14 protein-coding genes, 1 tRNA gene, 1 rRNA gene and 1 pseudogene are annotated in these 15,894 nt (G+C 36.3%); all 17 read right to left on the bottom strand.

Going from position 1 to position 15,894, the window contains the following annotated elements; genetic code table 11:
• A 16S ribosomal RNA gene (locus PCY17_RS05540) occupies positions 1 to 79 on the bottom strand; the annotation flags it as partial.
• Positions 80 to 311: 232 nt separating this feature from the next.
• Positions 312 to 383, bottom strand: a tRNA-Glu gene (locus PCY17_RS05535).
• A 67-nt stretch (positions 384 to 450) separates the two neighbouring features.
• Positions 451 to 687, bottom strand: a pseudogene (locus tag PCY17_RS05530) (23S rRNA (uracil-5-)-methyltransferase RumA); the annotation flags it as partial.
• A gap of 54 nt (positions 688 to 741) precedes the next feature.
• On the bottom strand, positions 742 to 2,700 hold the full coding sequence (ftsH, locus tag PCY17_RS05525) for an ATP-dependent zinc metalloprotease FtsH (protein ID WP_084880294.1): 1,959 nt from the start codon (positions 2,698 to 2,700) through the stop codon (positions 742 to 744).
• A 15-nt stretch (positions 2,701 to 2,715) separates the two neighbouring features.
• Entirely contained in the window at positions 2,716 to 3,258 is a 543-nt protein-coding gene (gene hpt / locus PCY17_RS05520) for a hypoxanthine phosphoribosyltransferase (RefSeq protein ID WP_301392099.1), read from the bottom strand.
• 4 nt (positions 3,259 to 3,262) lie between these two features.
• Positions 3,263 to 4,540 (bottom strand): tRNA lysidine(34) synthetase TilS, encoded by a 1,278-nt coding sequence (tilS, locus tag PCY17_RS05515; protein WP_301392098.1) that lies wholly within the window; start codon positions 4,538 to 4,540, stop codon positions 3,263 to 3,265.
• Entirely contained in the window at positions 4,537 to 5,805 is a 1,269-nt protein-coding gene (locus tag PCY17_RS05510; RefSeq protein WP_301392097.1) for a serine hydrolase, read from the bottom strand. The genes tilS and PCY17_RS05510 overlap by 4 nt, the downstream gene beginning before the upstream one ends.
• Complete coding sequence (locus tag PCY17_RS05505; protein WP_000429344.1) at positions 5,798 to 5,920, bottom strand: SP_0009 family protein; 123 nt, start codon at positions 5,918 to 5,920, stop codon at positions 5,798 to 5,800. The genes PCY17_RS05510 and PCY17_RS05505 overlap by 8 nt, the downstream gene beginning before the upstream one ends.
• Before the next feature lie 4 nt (positions 5,921 to 5,924).
• Positions 5,925 to 6,293, bottom strand: coding sequence for a septum formation initiator family protein (locus tag PCY17_RS05500; RefSeq protein ID WP_000089268.1), 369 nt, complete (start codon positions 6,291 to 6,293; stop codon positions 5,925 to 5,927).
• Positions 6,286 to 6,552: an RNA-binding S4 domain-containing protein gene (locus tag PCY17_RS05495; RefSeq protein WP_001234975.1), complete on the bottom strand. Its 267-nt coding sequence runs from the start codon at positions 6,550 to 6,552 to the stop codon at positions 6,286 to 6,288. The genes PCY17_RS05500 and PCY17_RS05495 overlap by 8 nt, the downstream gene beginning before the upstream one ends.
• Positions 6,553 to 6,609: 57 nt before the next feature.
• Positions 6,610 to 10,113, bottom strand: a complete 3,504-nt coding sequence (gene mfd / locus PCY17_RS05490) for a transcription-repair coupling factor (protein ID WP_084944226.1) — start codon at positions 10,111 to 10,113, stop codon at positions 6,610 to 6,612.
• Positions 10,114 to 10,683 (bottom strand): aminoacyl-tRNA hydrolase, encoded by a 570-nt coding sequence (pth, locus tag PCY17_RS05485; protein WP_084944227.1) that lies wholly within the window; start codon positions 10,681 to 10,683, stop codon positions 10,114 to 10,116.
• 72 nt (positions 10,684 to 10,755) lie between these two features.
• Entirely contained in the window at positions 10,756 to 11,871 is a 1,116-nt protein-coding gene (gene ychF, locus PCY17_RS05480; protein WP_084944228.1) for a redox-regulated ATPase YchF, read from the bottom strand.
• 84 nt (positions 11,872 to 11,955) lie between these two features.
• Complete coding sequence (locus PCY17_RS05475) at positions 11,956 to 12,150, bottom strand: DUF951 domain-containing protein (RefSeq protein ID WP_000285183.1); 195 nt, start codon at positions 12,148 to 12,150, stop codon at positions 11,956 to 11,958.
• A gap of 64 nt (positions 12,151 to 12,214) precedes the next feature.
• Entirely contained in the window at positions 12,215 to 13,351 is a 1,137-nt protein-coding gene (gene dnaN / locus PCY17_RS05470; RefSeq protein WP_084880301.1) for a DNA polymerase III subunit beta, read from the bottom strand.
• 158 nt (positions 13,352 to 13,509) lie between these two features.
• Positions 13,510 to 14,871, bottom strand: coding sequence for a chromosomal replication initiator protein DnaA (gene dnaA / locus PCY17_RS05465; RefSeq protein ID WP_000660625.1), 1,362 nt, complete (start codon positions 14,869 to 14,871; stop codon positions 13,510 to 13,512).
• 216 nt (positions 14,872 to 15,087) lie between these two features.
• Positions 15,088 to 15,846 carry a ParB/RepB/Spo0J family partition protein gene (locus PCY17_RS05460; protein WP_084944229.1) on the bottom strand — a complete coding sequence of 253 codons (759 nt, stop codon included), beginning with the start codon at positions 15,844 to 15,846 and terminating at the stop codon, positions 15,088 to 15,090.
• Between the last annotated feature and the right edge of the window lie 48 nt (positions 15,847 to 15,894).

Genomic DNA, 15,894 nt, shown 5'->3' with positions numbered 1-15,894 from the left:
TCCTCCTTCAGCGTTCTACTTGCATGTATTAGGCACGCCGCCAGCGTTCGTCCTGAGCCAGGATCAAACTCTCATTAAAAGTTTGAGTTCTCACTCATTTCTGTCACTGACAGATTTATTGTTTTTTTCATTGTTCAGTACTATAACCTCAGTTATAGTGCCCTGCACATTGGTTCGTCTTGTTCAGTTTTCAAAGGTCTTTGTCACTCAATCTCTCTCAAGCGACAACTATATTAGTATATCACAGCTACCTGCCTCTGTCAACAGATTTTTTAAACTTTTTTCAAGTTTTTTCTAACCGCAATACACCATAGTCCGTACGGGATTCGAACCCGTGTTACCGCCGTGAAAAGGCGGTGTCTTAACCCCTTGACCAACGGACCTTGAGCTTTTCAACTCTTTCTATTATACCTACTTTTTTACCTTTGTCAAGAACTTTTTTCAGTGAGTTTAATTTTTTCTTTTCTTCACTAACTTAACCACTGCTTCTGTTCGTGCAGTGTGGGGAAACATATCGACCGACTGGATATACTGGAGGTCATAGACTTTTACTAGTTTAACCAAATCTCGAGCTAAGGTCGAAACATTGCAGGATACATAGACCATTTTGTCTGGAACATAGGTCAGAATGGTTTCCAACAGCTTATCATCTAAACCTGTACGAGGAGGGTCGACTATCAATGTATATGCTCGATAGCCATTCCATTAGAACATAAAAAGAGAGGTTAAACCTCTCTAAATTTATTTTTCTTCACTCATTTTTGATTTTACTTCATCATAAGATAATGCATGGGATTCCTCTTCTACTGTCTCAGGCATTTTACCTGTTTCGTAAAGAGATTTAATCTGTGTACTATCTAATGTTTCGTATTTCAACAATGCTTCTGCAATCAGTTTGTGGGTTTCACGATTTGATTGGATAATTTCAGCAGCTTTGTTTCGTGCCTCATTTAATAATGAACGAATTTCCTCATCAATCTCATAGGCTGTTTGTTCTGAAATTGATTTTTGAGGACTTTGTGCACCAAACATAGCATGATTACCTTCGTATTGAACTGGGCCAAGTTTTTCACTCATACCGTATTCAGTGACCATTGCACGCGCCATCTGTGTGGCTTGTTCAAAGTCATTTGAAGCTCCTGTCGTTTGTACATTAAAGATAATCTCTTCAGCTACACGACCACCCATCAAACCTGCCAATTGCTCTTTCATGTCTTCTTTAGATAGAAGCATTTGATCCTCTTTCGGAAGTGCAATCATGTAACCACCTGCACGTCCACGTGGTACGATGGTAACTTTATGAACAACACGGGCATTTGACAAGACTAAACCAACAATGGTATGTCCAGCCTCATGATAAGCAACCAATTCACGTTCTCTTTGTGATACTGTTTTATCTTTCTTAGATGGTCCAGCAATTACTCTGTCCTCTGCCTCATCAATATCTGAAGCATCAATGATTGATTTGTTGCGACGAGCAGCAACTAAGGCTGCTTCGTTTAGAACATTTTCTAAGTCGGCTCCCACAAAACCTGGTGTTTGTTGGGCAACTAGTTTCAAATCAACATCGTCTGCCAGAGGTTTATTTTTAGCGTGAACTTTCAAGATTGCTTCACGACCTTTAACATCAGGGCGACCAACTAAGACTTTTCTATCAAAACGTCCTGGACGGAGAAGAGCTGGATCTAGAACATCTGAACGGTTCGTCGCAGCGATAACGATGATTCCTTCATTTCCCTCAAAACCATCCATCTCAATCAAGAGTTGGTTCAAGGTTTGTTCACGTTCATCATTACCTCCACCAAGACCGACACCACGTTGGCGACCAACGGCATCAATTTCATCGATAAAGATGATGGCTGGCGCTGCTTTTTTTGCATCCTCAAAAAGAGAACGAACACGGCTTGCACCAACTCCGACAAACATTTCTACAAAATCAGAACCTGAAATACTAAAGAATGGAACACCTGCTTCCCCAGCAACTGCCTTAGCAAGTAAGGTCTTACCTGTTCCCGGAGGTCCCTCCAAAAGAACTCCTGCAGGAATACGTGCACCAAGTTTGGTAAATCGTTTTGGATCTTTTAGGAATTCAACAACTTCTACTAATTCTTGTTTTTCTTCCTCGGCACCAGCAACATCTGAGAATCGTACCTTGATATCTTCTTTATTTGCAGCTTTGGCCTTGCTACGTCCAAAACTCATTGGATTTCGGCCACTATTTCCTCCCATATTTCCCATCATAGAGAATAGGAAGAAGAAAAGAATAGCAAATGGCACAACAGAGACAAGGATATTGATCCACATACCGCTTGAACTCTCATGTTTGACTGTTACTTCTGCCTGATGTTCAGAAGCAAGTTTTTGCAATTCTGAAACTGTTGAATCAGATGGAAGAATAGTACTTGAGAATCTTTCTACTGTTGTAGCTGTAGGAGTGAAAAATTGAATTCCTGTTTCTTCTTTACTAGTCTTAGGATTTTTATAAACACCAGACACTTCAATGATACTGCCATTTGGCTGATAGGTTAATTCTTTTACATTGTCTGCTGTAATTTCTTTTACCAGTTCTGTATAGTTAATTTTTTCGCTTCGTCCAGCAGTATTTCCAGAGTAAAAATACTGGAATCCTGTCACTAGGAAGAAGATAATTAACAAGTATAGAAATGGATTTCTAACTAAACCATTATTTTGTTTTTTCATTAAAGATAGATCTTTCTAATTTGAATAAACTTCTTCTTTCAATACTCCAACATAAGGAAGGTTACGATAATTTTCTTTATAGTCCAAACCATAACCTACTACAAACTCATTTGGAATAGTAAAGCAAGTATAATCCGCTTCAATTTCAACAACACGTCCCTCTGGTTTGTCCAACAAAGTCGCGATTTTAACAGAAGCTGCTTCTCTTGCAATAAACATATCTCGCAAATTCTTCAAGGTTTGACCTGTATCGATGATATCCTCTACAAATAAAACATGTCTTCCTTTGATATCTTGAGTCACGTCTTGCTTGATATTGATGACACCACTACTTGCTGTTCCACCATGGTAACTAGATACCATCATGAAATCCATCTCAATATGCGTATCAATATGTTTGACCAATTCAGCCATAAAAGGAATTGATCCTTTCAGAATTCCAATAAGAATTGGATTTTTCCCCTCATATTCTTTTGTTAGTTGCGCACCTAGCTTTTTAGCTGCTTCTATAATTTCATCATGTGAAACGAGGATTTTTTTTATATCGTGTTCTAACATCTTTTTACCTATCTATTTTTTCTATATAAAGTACAGTGTTCATTATATCATTTTTCGTGTTTTTACTCAAATCACTGGTCGCAATTCCTGAAATTGAGACAATTTCTCCAAATTGCTCAATAATAGGGGTTGTTTTTCGTTTTTCAATAGGGATTTTCAAATCTATAAATAAGCGTCTCAGTTTCTTTCGATGACCATTTAGGATAATAACATCGCCAGGTTTTCGACATCTAATATGTACAGATGTTTCCCGTGAAACCGTTACTTTTTGAACAATATGCCCTTCAATAGGGATGCCAAAGGAAAATAAATAGCCCTTATATCGAACTTGATTTTGATAGTGTAACACAAGTTCATCTTCCTTTTCATCAGCCTGTGGACTGATTTTGCAAACTCGAAAATTCTGATACTCTTTTATCAATTCATAGCCATTTTTAAGAGAATGACGATACTGGCTTTTCGTTGTTAAAATCTGTCGAACTTCATCAAACTGAGCCTTCGTCAGATTTAAGTCTGGAAATTGATTAAGATAGTTCTGGAGCAAGATTCCTTGAGTTTGTTGAGAGTATGAAAATAGCTCATTCAAATCTTCCACATCAATTTTTTTCGAAAGTTCCGTTATTGTTGCCTGGTAATCTGAAATTTCCCTTCCTAAATCTAAAAGGGCGGATTTAAGACGAGGATTTTCTTTTTCAAGTTCTGGTAAATACCTATTCCGAATACGATTGCGAAAATAGGTATTTTCCTGATTTGTTTGATCTTCGAAATGAAAAATTGGTGGAAAATCCTTTTTATGAAAAGGCAACAAGGGACGGATGATTTCAATATCATCAACTACTTGACTTTCTTTTATCCCTGTTAAATGGCGTAACCGACTTCCTCGAATCAAGCGCATCAAAATCGTTTCAACTTGATCATCTGCATGGTGGGCAGTAACCAAGGCAGTCGCTCCAACCTCTTTCATGATTTTCCTAAAAAAATCATAACGAAACTCTCGAGCACGCGCTTCTGAAAAGTCTCCTGAAAAGCTTGTGATATAAATAGGAAGTTCAGCTGCATCAGCTAACTTCCTTAGTTCATTTTCCTCCCAGTCAGACTCCCTTCTCTGCTTGTGATTGACATGTGCTACAATCAACTCAATTTCTAACTCATTTTGATAAGTAGACAATAGCTGGAATAAAAACATTGAATCCAGTCCGCCAGACAAAGCTAACACGACTTTCGAATGTTTTTTGAAATACTCTTTTTGGAGAAAATGATTTAAAAAATCCTGGTCCCTCATTTTAGAACCTCATAGACATCCTTAGCTATCTTAGCAATAGTATCATAATCAGAATTTTTGGTGAAAATGGAAAGAACGAAAGGAGAATCCGTATAAACAATCGCAGTGTCATGTTTAAACTCGTCGGCATCTCCAATTTTATGAGCTAGCTTAACCGAAACACCTTTAGCAATTCTTTGGTTGTCAAAATCAGTCTTACCTAGAGACTCTAAGACAAAACCATTCTGATTATAGATAGCTTCCATGACCTTTCCAGCCATTTTTGAAGAAGTCAGTTTATCATTCACATCCCAATCTTCACCCATAATAGTGGACATTTTTTCTTTAAAAGCCCCGTCAGATTGATTGGTCACGTAATAACCTAAAATATTATGAGCAACATTATCAGACTCTTTTGTTACCTTGGTAATTAACTGTTGAAGACTGTATTCTTTGTTATCTTCTTTTTTAGGTAAGCTACCACTACCTTCTGGTTTATAGGACCCAGGGAAACTATTTACTTCCGGGACATACTTGAAGCTACTGTCTAGCGTATACTCTCCTTGATTTATCTTATCTTGAGAATAATAAAGATAGGCTAGTTTCAAGATGCTAGCTGCATAAAGTTTGCTGTCTTCATTCACCCCAGCCTCTTTACCTGTACTCAGTTGTTTAACATAAATGGAATAATTTTCATTCTGATAGTTGTTTGATAAAACTTCTTGAACCTTCTGGATGCGATTGTCTTCTTCTGAGGTGAACTCTTTTGATACCCACCCAACTTGATTAATATGAAGAAATTCTTGTCCCCCAGCAAAGAGAGCTCTATCCACCTTTACAAGTTGATAAGGAGAGAGAGATGAAGAAATTTCTTTAGCATCATAGGGGCTGTTATAGATAACAAACCCTGGCTCCAACCATACTTGTCTATTTTGAGTTTGAACTTGACTTTGATCATAGACCAACCGCTTATCTGCAAGAATAAACTGGTGATTATCTAATTTAAAAACAGGAACACCTTGTCTATTCAAACGCCATTCTACGATTTTAAAGGTGGTTCCAGGAGTCAATTTACCAGACTCCTTAACAAGATCCTCATTAGCGTAGACAGCTGTTTCTCCATAAACCATTGGAGATTCAAGAGTTTCTTTATAGTAGAATCCATAATCAGACTCGGTTAGATAATAAATTTCTTGTGAAGAGTAAGAAAGCTGTTTTTCTGTGCTAACTACTCTTGAGGTTATGATAAAAGCAGGTAGCAATAAAACTACTAAGAACTTACGCATTCTTCTCTTCCCTTTCTTCTTGCAATCGTAATAAATGGTTTTTAGTTGCCAATTCCTCTAATTTTTCATCTGATAAACTTAGAAATTGCTCAACAACTTCCAATAAATTTTCCATGATATTACCTCGGAAGCAAATCAGGAATTGTGTAAATTGCTTCTCGTTTCTTTGAGTAATAGTACTTGGCGCGTGCGTATTTTGCTACATAGTCTTCATCTTTTAACTTTGCAGCAAAAGCAGATTCCTTATCCTTTTCGTCACTAAGAGTTTGGTACTGCTCTTTCAACTCTGTTAATTGCTGACGGCGTTGCAGTAACTGATCATAGCTTTGGGCCAAGTTATAAGTTGGTAAAATAAACAACAAAATCATCAAAATAAGGACCCAACCCATGAAACGATTTCGTTTTTGTCTCTCCTTCATCAGGTAACGACGACGTTGATGTTCATTTTGAATAAAAGAATTATTCATCTGTACAATATTTCTAGACATTTTCTTCTACCCGTGTTTCACTGAGAATTTCATACATGCCTGCTGCATCTTCTTTTTTTGTACTATCTTTCATCTCTAGTACTTTAACAAGCAACAACTTATTTCCAAAGCGAATTTCAACTTGGTCATCAACTTTCAAATCCGTTGAACTTTTGGCCAAGATTCCGTTCACCTTGATTCTGCCTTTATCTGCTACTTCTTTTGCGACTGTGCGGCGCTTAATAATTCGTGATACTTTTAAATACTTGTCTAATCTCATTTTTATTACCTCAAATTATTATTGTACCATTTTTATCCTTTTTATAGAAGAAAAATGTTAAATGGGATTTGCTTCCTTTGATTCTTTTATCTCTAGTAAACTTTCTCCAAAAATCATCAGCCCTTCTAAAATTTCATAATCCTTCTTGTTTCGGACATCAAATACAACTTCCATTAATCCCTTATTCTCAGCTATGGCTGCTTTTAAGTTAGTTGCGGATAAGGCTTTAAAATAATCTTGAGCCAAGAATAGCCGTTGAGTGACTTTTTCAAATTGAACTGTAATCTTATTTTCTTTTCTTTCCACACGTTCTACAAATACCTTGTCCAAATATGACTTGATCAAACCAATCTCTAAAAGATAGGCCACCACATCTGGATACTCCCCAAAACGGTCCATCAACTCTTCTTGTAATTCTTCATAGTTGACACGGTTGTCAATTTGACGAATTTTCTTGTAAATTTCAATCTTATGTCGTTGATCAGAAATATAATTGTCAGGAAGATAAGCATCAATTTGTAAAATCAACTCAGCATTTCCTTTGCTTCTTTTGTTCCCATTGCCGTTACGTTTAGCAATAGCTTCCTCTAATAACTGTGAATACAATTCAAAACCAACAGAATCAATGAAACCTGATTGGGATTTTCCTAGGAGATTTCCTGCTCCACGAATCGAAAGATCTCGCATCGCAATCTTAAATCCTGAGCCTAATTCCGTAAATCCCTTAATCGCTTCTAATCTCTTTTCAGAGACTTCACTGATTGATTTTTCTGGACGATACATAAGATAGGCATAAGCAATGCGATTACTACGACCGACTCTTCCTCTTAACTGATATAAGGTTGACAAACCCATATGGTCTGCATTTTCAATAAATAAGGTATTGGCATTTGGAATATCTACCCCTGTCTCAATAATAGTAGTTGTCACCAAAATATCATATTGTCCTTCAATAAAGTCCAGTAGAGTATTTTCTAACTGAATTTCACTCATTTGTCCATGAACAAACCCAATCGAAGCTTCTGGAATCAACTCCTGTAATTCTGAAACCTTCTGGTCAATTGTGTCAACTTTGTTGTAAAGATAGTAAACTTGGCCTCCACGCTCCATTTCACGCAAGACAGCATCACGAATTACACTATCATTCTTTTCCAAAACATAGGTTTGCACTGGATAACGATTGGTCGGAGGTGTTTCAATAACAGACAAATCTCGGATTCCCAACATAGACATATGGAGAGTGCGAGGAATTGGCGTTGCTGTCAAGGTTAGGACATCTACTTGTTTTTTTAGTTCTTTCAAAGTTTCCTTATGCTTGACACCAAATCGTTGCTCTTCATCAATAATCATCAATCCCAAATCTGAAAATACAACATCTTTTGACAAAACACGATGCGTTCCAATCAAAATATCGACTTGACCATTCTTTAATTTTTCAAGTGTCTCTGCCTGCTCTTTTTTACTTTTAAAGCGACTCAACACATCAATATTAACTGCAAAATTTTGGAATCTCTCTTTAAAATTTGTATAGTGTTGTTGCGCTAACACCGTCGTCGGAACTAAAACGACAACTTGTTTATGATCATTGACCGCCTTAAAGGCTGCACGCATTGCTACTTCAGTCTTTCCAAAACCAACATCTCCAACCAAAAGTCGATCCATGGGGTGAGAGTTCTGCATATCTCTCTTAATTTCCTCAATACTACGAAGTTGATCATCCGTTTCAACATAAGGGAAGGCATCATCAAAAGCATGTTGATCATCATCATCAGCTGAGAAAGAAAAACCCTTCAACTGACTACGTTCAGAATAGAGTTTGATTAAATCGTCAGCTATATCCTCTACCTGGTTCTTAACTTTTTGCTTGGCCTTTTTAAAATGACCATCATTTAATTTATTAAGTTTTGGCGCTTTACCATCACTTGAAACATATTTGGACAGCAATTGAATCTGCTCTACTGGGATGGAGATTTGATCCCCATTTTGATATTGAACACTGACATAATCACGGTGAATTCCTTTGATTTCAATTGTTTCAATGCCTAGATATTGACCAATTCCATGAATATGGTGAACAACGTAGTCCCCTTTTTCAAGTTCATTATAATCTTTTAATCGCTCTGCATTTGACGCATGTTGTCTTCTAAAACGACGTTTTAATTTCTTTTGAAAAATCTCATGTTCAGTAATCAAGAGAATTTTTTCATCTACAAAATGAAAACCATGTCTTAGATTACCCTCAATCAAGTTTACAGATTCTTTACAGATACTTGACTTATCTCTGGAATCCAATTTAATCTGGTATTCCTCTAAAACATCCTCCAATGTTTTACTTCCCATTGAATTGCTAGACTGCAGAATAATGGTGTAGTTCATTTTTTTATATCGCTCAATTTCTTCTTTAAGAAAAGAAAATTGATTAAAAAACTCTTGCATAGGATATTGATTAAATTGATAAATATGATCAAATTTGAGGTTTCCTAATCCTTTTTGGAGATTGGAGAAAAAGGTAACTGAACTTTGTTTTTTATAGGTTTGCTCTGTATCTGCAAAATACTGCATATCAGAAAATGCTTTACCATTCTGTAAATCTTCTGTAAAGTATTGCGCTAACTCTCTTTCAAAGGCTTCATACTGATTCATCAATTTTTGGTAATCATCAAAAAATACTGGTGTATCTTTTTCAATATAATCAAATATAGTCCATGTTTTATCGTAACATAAAGATAAAAACTTTCGACTATCTGAATGTACTTGTTTTTGATGAAAACTTGACAAAATCTCTTCCAAATATGATTTTAAAATTGGTGATAGAGTCTTTGAAATTTGCTTTTCTAAAGCTAACTGTCCTCGTTGATAATCTTTTTCTCTCAAAAGTATGTCGCTAGCTGGAAAGATAGTGAGGTTTGTCTGATTTTCTTTCGATAATTGTGTTTCGACTTCAAAAGTACGAATACCATCTACTTCATCGCCAAAAAACTCGATTCGGAAAGGTTCTAACTGAGACATCTCAAAAATATCTAAAATATCTCCTCGAATACTAAACTCACCTTGTGTCTGTACTTGAGTAACTTTTCGATATCCAATTTCCTTTAACCGGTGAAGTAGCTCGTGTTGGTCATATTCTTCGCCAACTGCAATTTTTATAGTACTTTCTTTAAATCTAGTCGGAGAGGGTAAAATTAACCGACTCGCTGCGATATTACAAACTAAAATCCCTCTCTTAGACGGATCACTCAAAAAACGCAAGGCCTCAACCCGCGAAATGATTTTTTCTTGCGAAGACATCAAAAACTCTACCATAGGAGAGTCATCAACCAAAAATGGATAGACAAGTTCCTCTCCTAAGAGGGAAAGAAGATCACTGATAATTCGTTCTGCTTCTCCATAAGTTGAAGTCAGTAACACAATCTTATTTTCTTTTTCTAGACTGCTTGCAATTGCAAGAGCCTTGGTAGAAGTTGATAAACCAAGTATTAGTTGTCTTTTCTTATCTATCAGATTTTGATGCCATTTTTTTATCTGGTCATTTTCTGAGAATAAATCTAATAAAGTCACCATTTAGCCGTTATACCTCTGCATTGTTTTCTCAAAGTTTTTCTCTTGTAAATAGTAGTTTACAGCATCGTCAACCTTGTCAATAGACTGTAAAATACCCACATAGTCATCCTGATCAAACTTACTTAAAACATGATGAACAACTGACATGCCTTTTTTAGGTCTTCCAATACCTATTTTAATACGGTTAAATACCTGAGTACCTATATGTTGAATTATAGACTTAATGCCATTATGACCACCTGCTGATCCCTTTGCTCTTAAACGAATTTTCCCGACTTCCATGTCAAGGTCGTCGTAAATAACGAGTAAATCTTCAATATCCAAACCATAGTAAGTCAATAAAGCATGAACCGCTTTTCCACTTTCATTCATAAATGTTGTTGGTTTGATCAGATAAATTTTTTCTCCATTGAGGAAAAAAGATGCTAGGTCAGCTTGAAATATCTTATCATGTGTAAAAGTGACATTTTGTTTTTTAGCTAATTGGTCAATCAACATAAATCCAACGTTATGCTTGGTTTCAAAATATTTATCCCCTGGATTTCCTAATCCAACAAGTAATTTAGTCATTTATTTTCCTTTCAAAAGCCAAAAGGGTTGGAATTTTTTTCCAACCTATTTGACACTATTTGTTAAATATTATTAGACATTAAAGCGGAATTCCATGATATCGCCATCTTGAACGATATATTCTTTTCCTTCTTCACGCAAGCGCCCAGCTTCTTTTACAGCCTTTTCAGATCCGTATTTCACTAAATCCTCATATGACATGGTTACTGCACGAATAAATCCTTTTTCAAAGTCTGAGTGGATAATACCAGCTGCTTGAGGAGCTTTCATACCACGCTTAAAGGTCCAAGCACGGACTTCTTTTTCACCAGCTGTAAAGTAAGTTCCAAGTCCAAGCAAGTGGTAAGCTGCACGAGTCAACTTATCAACACCTGATTCTGTCAAGCCAAGTGCTTCAAGAAACTCTTGCTTATCTTCATCATCTAACTCAGAAATTTCTTCCTCAGCACGCGCGGAAATAACTACTACTTCAGCATTCTCTGTCGCTGCGAATTCACGAATTTTCTTCACATATTCGATAGAATCTGGATCTGAAACTACATCCTCATCCACATTAGCAACATAAAGAACTGGTTTAGTGGTCAAAAGGAAGAGACCTTTGACAACCTTTTGTTCCTCATCTGTGAATTCAATGGTACGAGCTGATTTTCCATCTTCAAGGACTGGTTTAATTTTTTGAAGAACGTTAAACTCTGCTACTGATTCTTTATCTTTTTGCGTACGTGCCATCTTTTCTACACGCGCATAGCGTTTATTAACTGATTCTAAATCAGCAAGAATCAATTCTAGGTTAATGGTATCAATATCTGCAAGTGGATCCACAAAGGCGTCTTCACGTCCTTGCTCGCGCATAACATTTTCATCATCAAATGCACGCACAACATGAACAATCGCATCTACTTCACGAATGTTGGCCAAAAATTTATTCCCTAGACCTTCTCCTTTTGATGCTCCTTTTACAATCCCTGCAATATCTGTAAATTCAAAGGTTGTTGGGACTGTCTTTTTAGGAGTAATCATTTCCGTTAGTTTTTGTAAGCGTTCATCTGGAACTTCTACCATCCCAACGTTTGGATCAATAGTCGCAAATGGGTAGTTTGCTGCCTCTGCTCCTGCTTTTGTAATTGCATTAAAAAGGGTTGATTTACCAACGTTTGGCAAACCAACGATACCTGCTGTTAAAGCCATATTTTCTCATTCTCCGTTCTCATTTCAATCCCTAACATTATAACACAAAAAGGGAAAACTTGCTAACTCTCTAACTAAGGGTTCTTAGTCAATAATCTTATTCATTTTTCGTTCAAAATCATGGCGACTCATCATGACAAGGTGGTCGCAATTGCTACATTTGATTTTGATATCTGCCCCAACACGTGTAATTTCCCAACGATTGGCTTTTTTTCCTGTTGACTTGATTGTGCAAGCATGTGGCTTTTTCATTTCAACAAAATTTCCAACTTGATACATACTACTCTCCTTTTCTTTTTCGATTATATCATAAAAGAGGCGAGCTAGGCTCAACCTCTTTCACTTAATTTGTACGAACTGGTGTAATGAGTTGCATGAAGTCTTCATCAGTATCTGCTGGAACAAGAGTGAATGGACGAACTGCTGAGATAAAGCTAATGGTCACTTTTTCGCTATTTAAAGCTTTGAGGGAATCAATCAAGTAAGTTGGGTTGAAACTAATGGTCAAATCATCCCCGATCACCTGCTCCGTATCGATTTCTTCGTTTACTTTACCAACCTCTGGAGAGTGAACATGGGCGCTAACAACTCCACCTTTAATTTCAAGCTTCACAGTACCATTTTGAGTTGCACTTGATAAGAGACGAGCACGCTCCATAGATTGACGCAAATTAACCACATCAAAAGTAATTGTAGTGTTAAAGTCTGTTGGAATCAAACGATCTGTATCAGGATAATTTCCTTCTAGGAGACGAGTGTAGAAGCTAATATTTTCGCTTCTAAAGAGGATTTGATTATTTGCAAAGAAAATCTCTACAGTTTCAATATCATCTGTAAATACCGCTGAAAATTCGCGTAGAGAACGACTAGGAATTACTACATCGAAATCATCACCATTTTTTTCAAGAGTCAATTTCTTCTGGCTAAGGCGGTGTGAGTCTGTCGCAACTGTTTTTAGTTCCTTGTGTTGGCTCAATACGAAGTGGACACCTGTTAAGATTGGACGACTTTCTTGCGTACTTGCAGCAAATGCTGTTTCATTGATAATTTTCTTGAGTAGTTTGGTTTCAAGAACCAAAGGTGTGCTTGCTGAAATTTCTTGGATTCGTGGGTACTGTTCGCTATCTTTTCCTTTTAGAGTAATTTCTGATTTGCCACTTGTTAAGACAATTTGTTTTTGTTCAATCTCTTTAAAATCTAGCGTTACATCTGGAAGACTAGATACCACATTGATAAAGAAAGAAGCTTCTAGAAGAATCGAACCCAGAGAAGTGATCAAGAGACCAGCATCTTCATTCTTTTGAGAAATGAAATTTTCAATAGAAATTTGACCGTTTGAGCCAATTAAAGTAATTCCTTCATTGGTAACGTCAATTTTGATTGTTGATAAAATTGGAATAGCATTTTTAGAGCTTATTGCTCGTTTTGTGGTATTTAAGGCTTGTAGAAATAAATTTTTATTGATTGAAAAATGAATCATGGATTCTCCTTTATTTATTTTTAGTATTAGAAAGTTAATAGTAATAATAGAGTGTGTGAATTCTGTGGAAAACTGGGTGTTATTTAGTAAATTCAAGCTTTGGAGCTTGTTTAAAAAATGTGGATAAAAAAGATAAGAAAGGAAAACTTATCCACAAGCTACTTGATTTTCTTTTTGATTGCTTCTATTTCTAAACGTAAATTATCGTCTTCGTCAATCAATGATTTGATTTTAGCATGGGCGTGAATAACGGTGGTGTGATCCTTTCCGCCAAATTCTTTTCCGATTTTTGGAAGACTGTTATCTGTCAGTTCTCTAGCTAGGTACATGGCAACTTGACGCGCTAAAACGATGTTTTGAACTCGTCTCGTCCCCTTCATTTCTTTGACACTCACTCCATAAAAATTACCAACTTCAGTTTGGATTTTCTCAATTGGAATAACAAGTATCTGGCGGGCGTCTTGCTTACGTGCTCTAATAGCTTCCGCAGCAATATCAATAGTAATATCCTTAATCTTCTTCACTCTGGCAATTAAAGTGATATCGTTGATTGCTCCTTCTAATTCTCGAACATTTGAATCAAATTGGCCAGCCAAGTATTCCAGAGTATCACTTTGGAAATGGTAATCCAAATGCTCTGTTTTACTTTGAAGAATGGCAATACGTGTCTCAAAGTCAGGAGGGGTGATATTTTGCGTCAATCCCCAGCTAAAGCGCGTGACAAGCCTCTCCTCAAGGCCTTCTAGGTGTTTGGGACTACGATCACTGGTTAGGACAATCTGTTTCTGCTTATCATGAAGAGCATTGAAGGTATTGAAAAATTCTTCCTGAGTTGCGACTTTTTTGCCACTGAGAGATTGGATATCATCGATCAATAAGAGATCAAGGCTACGGTAAGTTTTTTTGAACTTTTCCATTTCCCCAAGTCGCAAGTGTTCAAGAAAGTCATTGATAAAGCTTTCGGCAGGAATGTACTTGACACGCGCATCAGGAATATTTTTCAAAATCTCATTTCCAATCGCATTGAGCAAGTGAGTCTTTCCAAGACCAGGTCCTCCATAGATGAAAAGAGGATTATAGGTCAGAGCTAAATCTTCAGATACCGCTAGTGCAGCAGATACCGCCCAAACATTCCCATCACCTTGAATAAAGTTATCAAAGGTATATTTTTCTTTTAACCCTGTTTCGGAATAGGGAATCGTTGGTAGTGCAGGTGTGTAATCGTAAGTAGAGACACTATTCGTATCATTTACTTGAGGAGATTCTGTACTCTGAGGTTTAGTGAAAATATAGTGAGGTTTGATTTCAGAATCATAAATTTCAAAACCAGCAGCAATGATAATATCTTTTAATTGCTTTTCCCACACCATTTCCATCTCTGATCTCGGTAGAAATATAGTAGCTGTGTTTTCTTCTACTTTGATGAGTTCAGCAGGTGTAGCATAGAAATCATACATAGATCGTGTCAATCTTTCTTGAGCAAATTCTAAAATACGATTCCAAAATTGCTTTTCTTTCAACTATTTTTCCTCCTTTACTATGATTTTAGTAGTTTAGTGCTAGAATTATTTTACCATAGATAGTAGGAATTTTCCACAGATTGTGGAAAAGAATCCACAATGTTAGTAGTATTTATCCACAGGTTGGGGATAAATAGCTCTTTCCTTGATTCAATAAGGTTTTTGATAAAAAAATTAGTGGATAAATTTGTGGGTTAAGAAAATAAAAGAACAGCCTTATTTCAGGCTGTTAATAATTCTATCGTATTCTTCTTGACTTGAAAAGGAGATAATAATCTTTCCAGTATCTTTTTTTGAAAGTTTAATTTCTACACTTAAACCGAGTAGTTTTTTTAATTTATCTTCTTCGTCTTTGATGAAAGAATCACTTTTTTTTTGCTTCTTTTGTTTTTTCTCTGTAAGAAGTTCTTCTAACTTTCTCACAGAAATATCTTCATTTTTGATTAGTTGGAAGAAATAGTCTTGCTGCTCTTTATCTAAACCAACTAGTGAACGTGCATGCGCTTGAGAAATTTTTCCATTTTCTACTTCAGTTAAGATATATTCTGGTAGGGAAAGTAAACGAATAAAATTAGTGATATAAGGACGAGATTTCCCCATTTTATCCGCTATCTCAGTGTGAGTAAATCCTTTTTCTACTAAAGATTCGTAGGCGCGTGCTTCTTCAACAGGATTTAAATTTTCTCTCTGCAAATTCTCAATGATAGACTGAATTATCATTTCCTGATCTGAGAGGTGTTTTACAACGGCTGGAATAGAAGTAAGACCAGCTAAGAGAGAAGCCCGATATCGTCTCTCTCCTGCAAGGATTTCATAACCAATTACAGGAGATTGACGAACGATGATTGGTTGGATGAGCCCATTTTCTTTGATTGACTGAGCCAATTCCTTTAATTTTTCTACATCAAATTCTTTCCGAGGTTGGTAAGGATTCTTTTGTATTTCAGAGATAGAAATCATTTCAAATTTTTCCATGATTCTACACTAACATATCTTTTACTTTCTGTAAAGTTTTCTTTACAC

This window comes from Streptococcus sp. SO2 (assembly GCF_030440025.1).
Note: the sequence above shows the minus strand (reverse complement) of the source record. Positions and strands in the feature narration are given on the sequence as shown.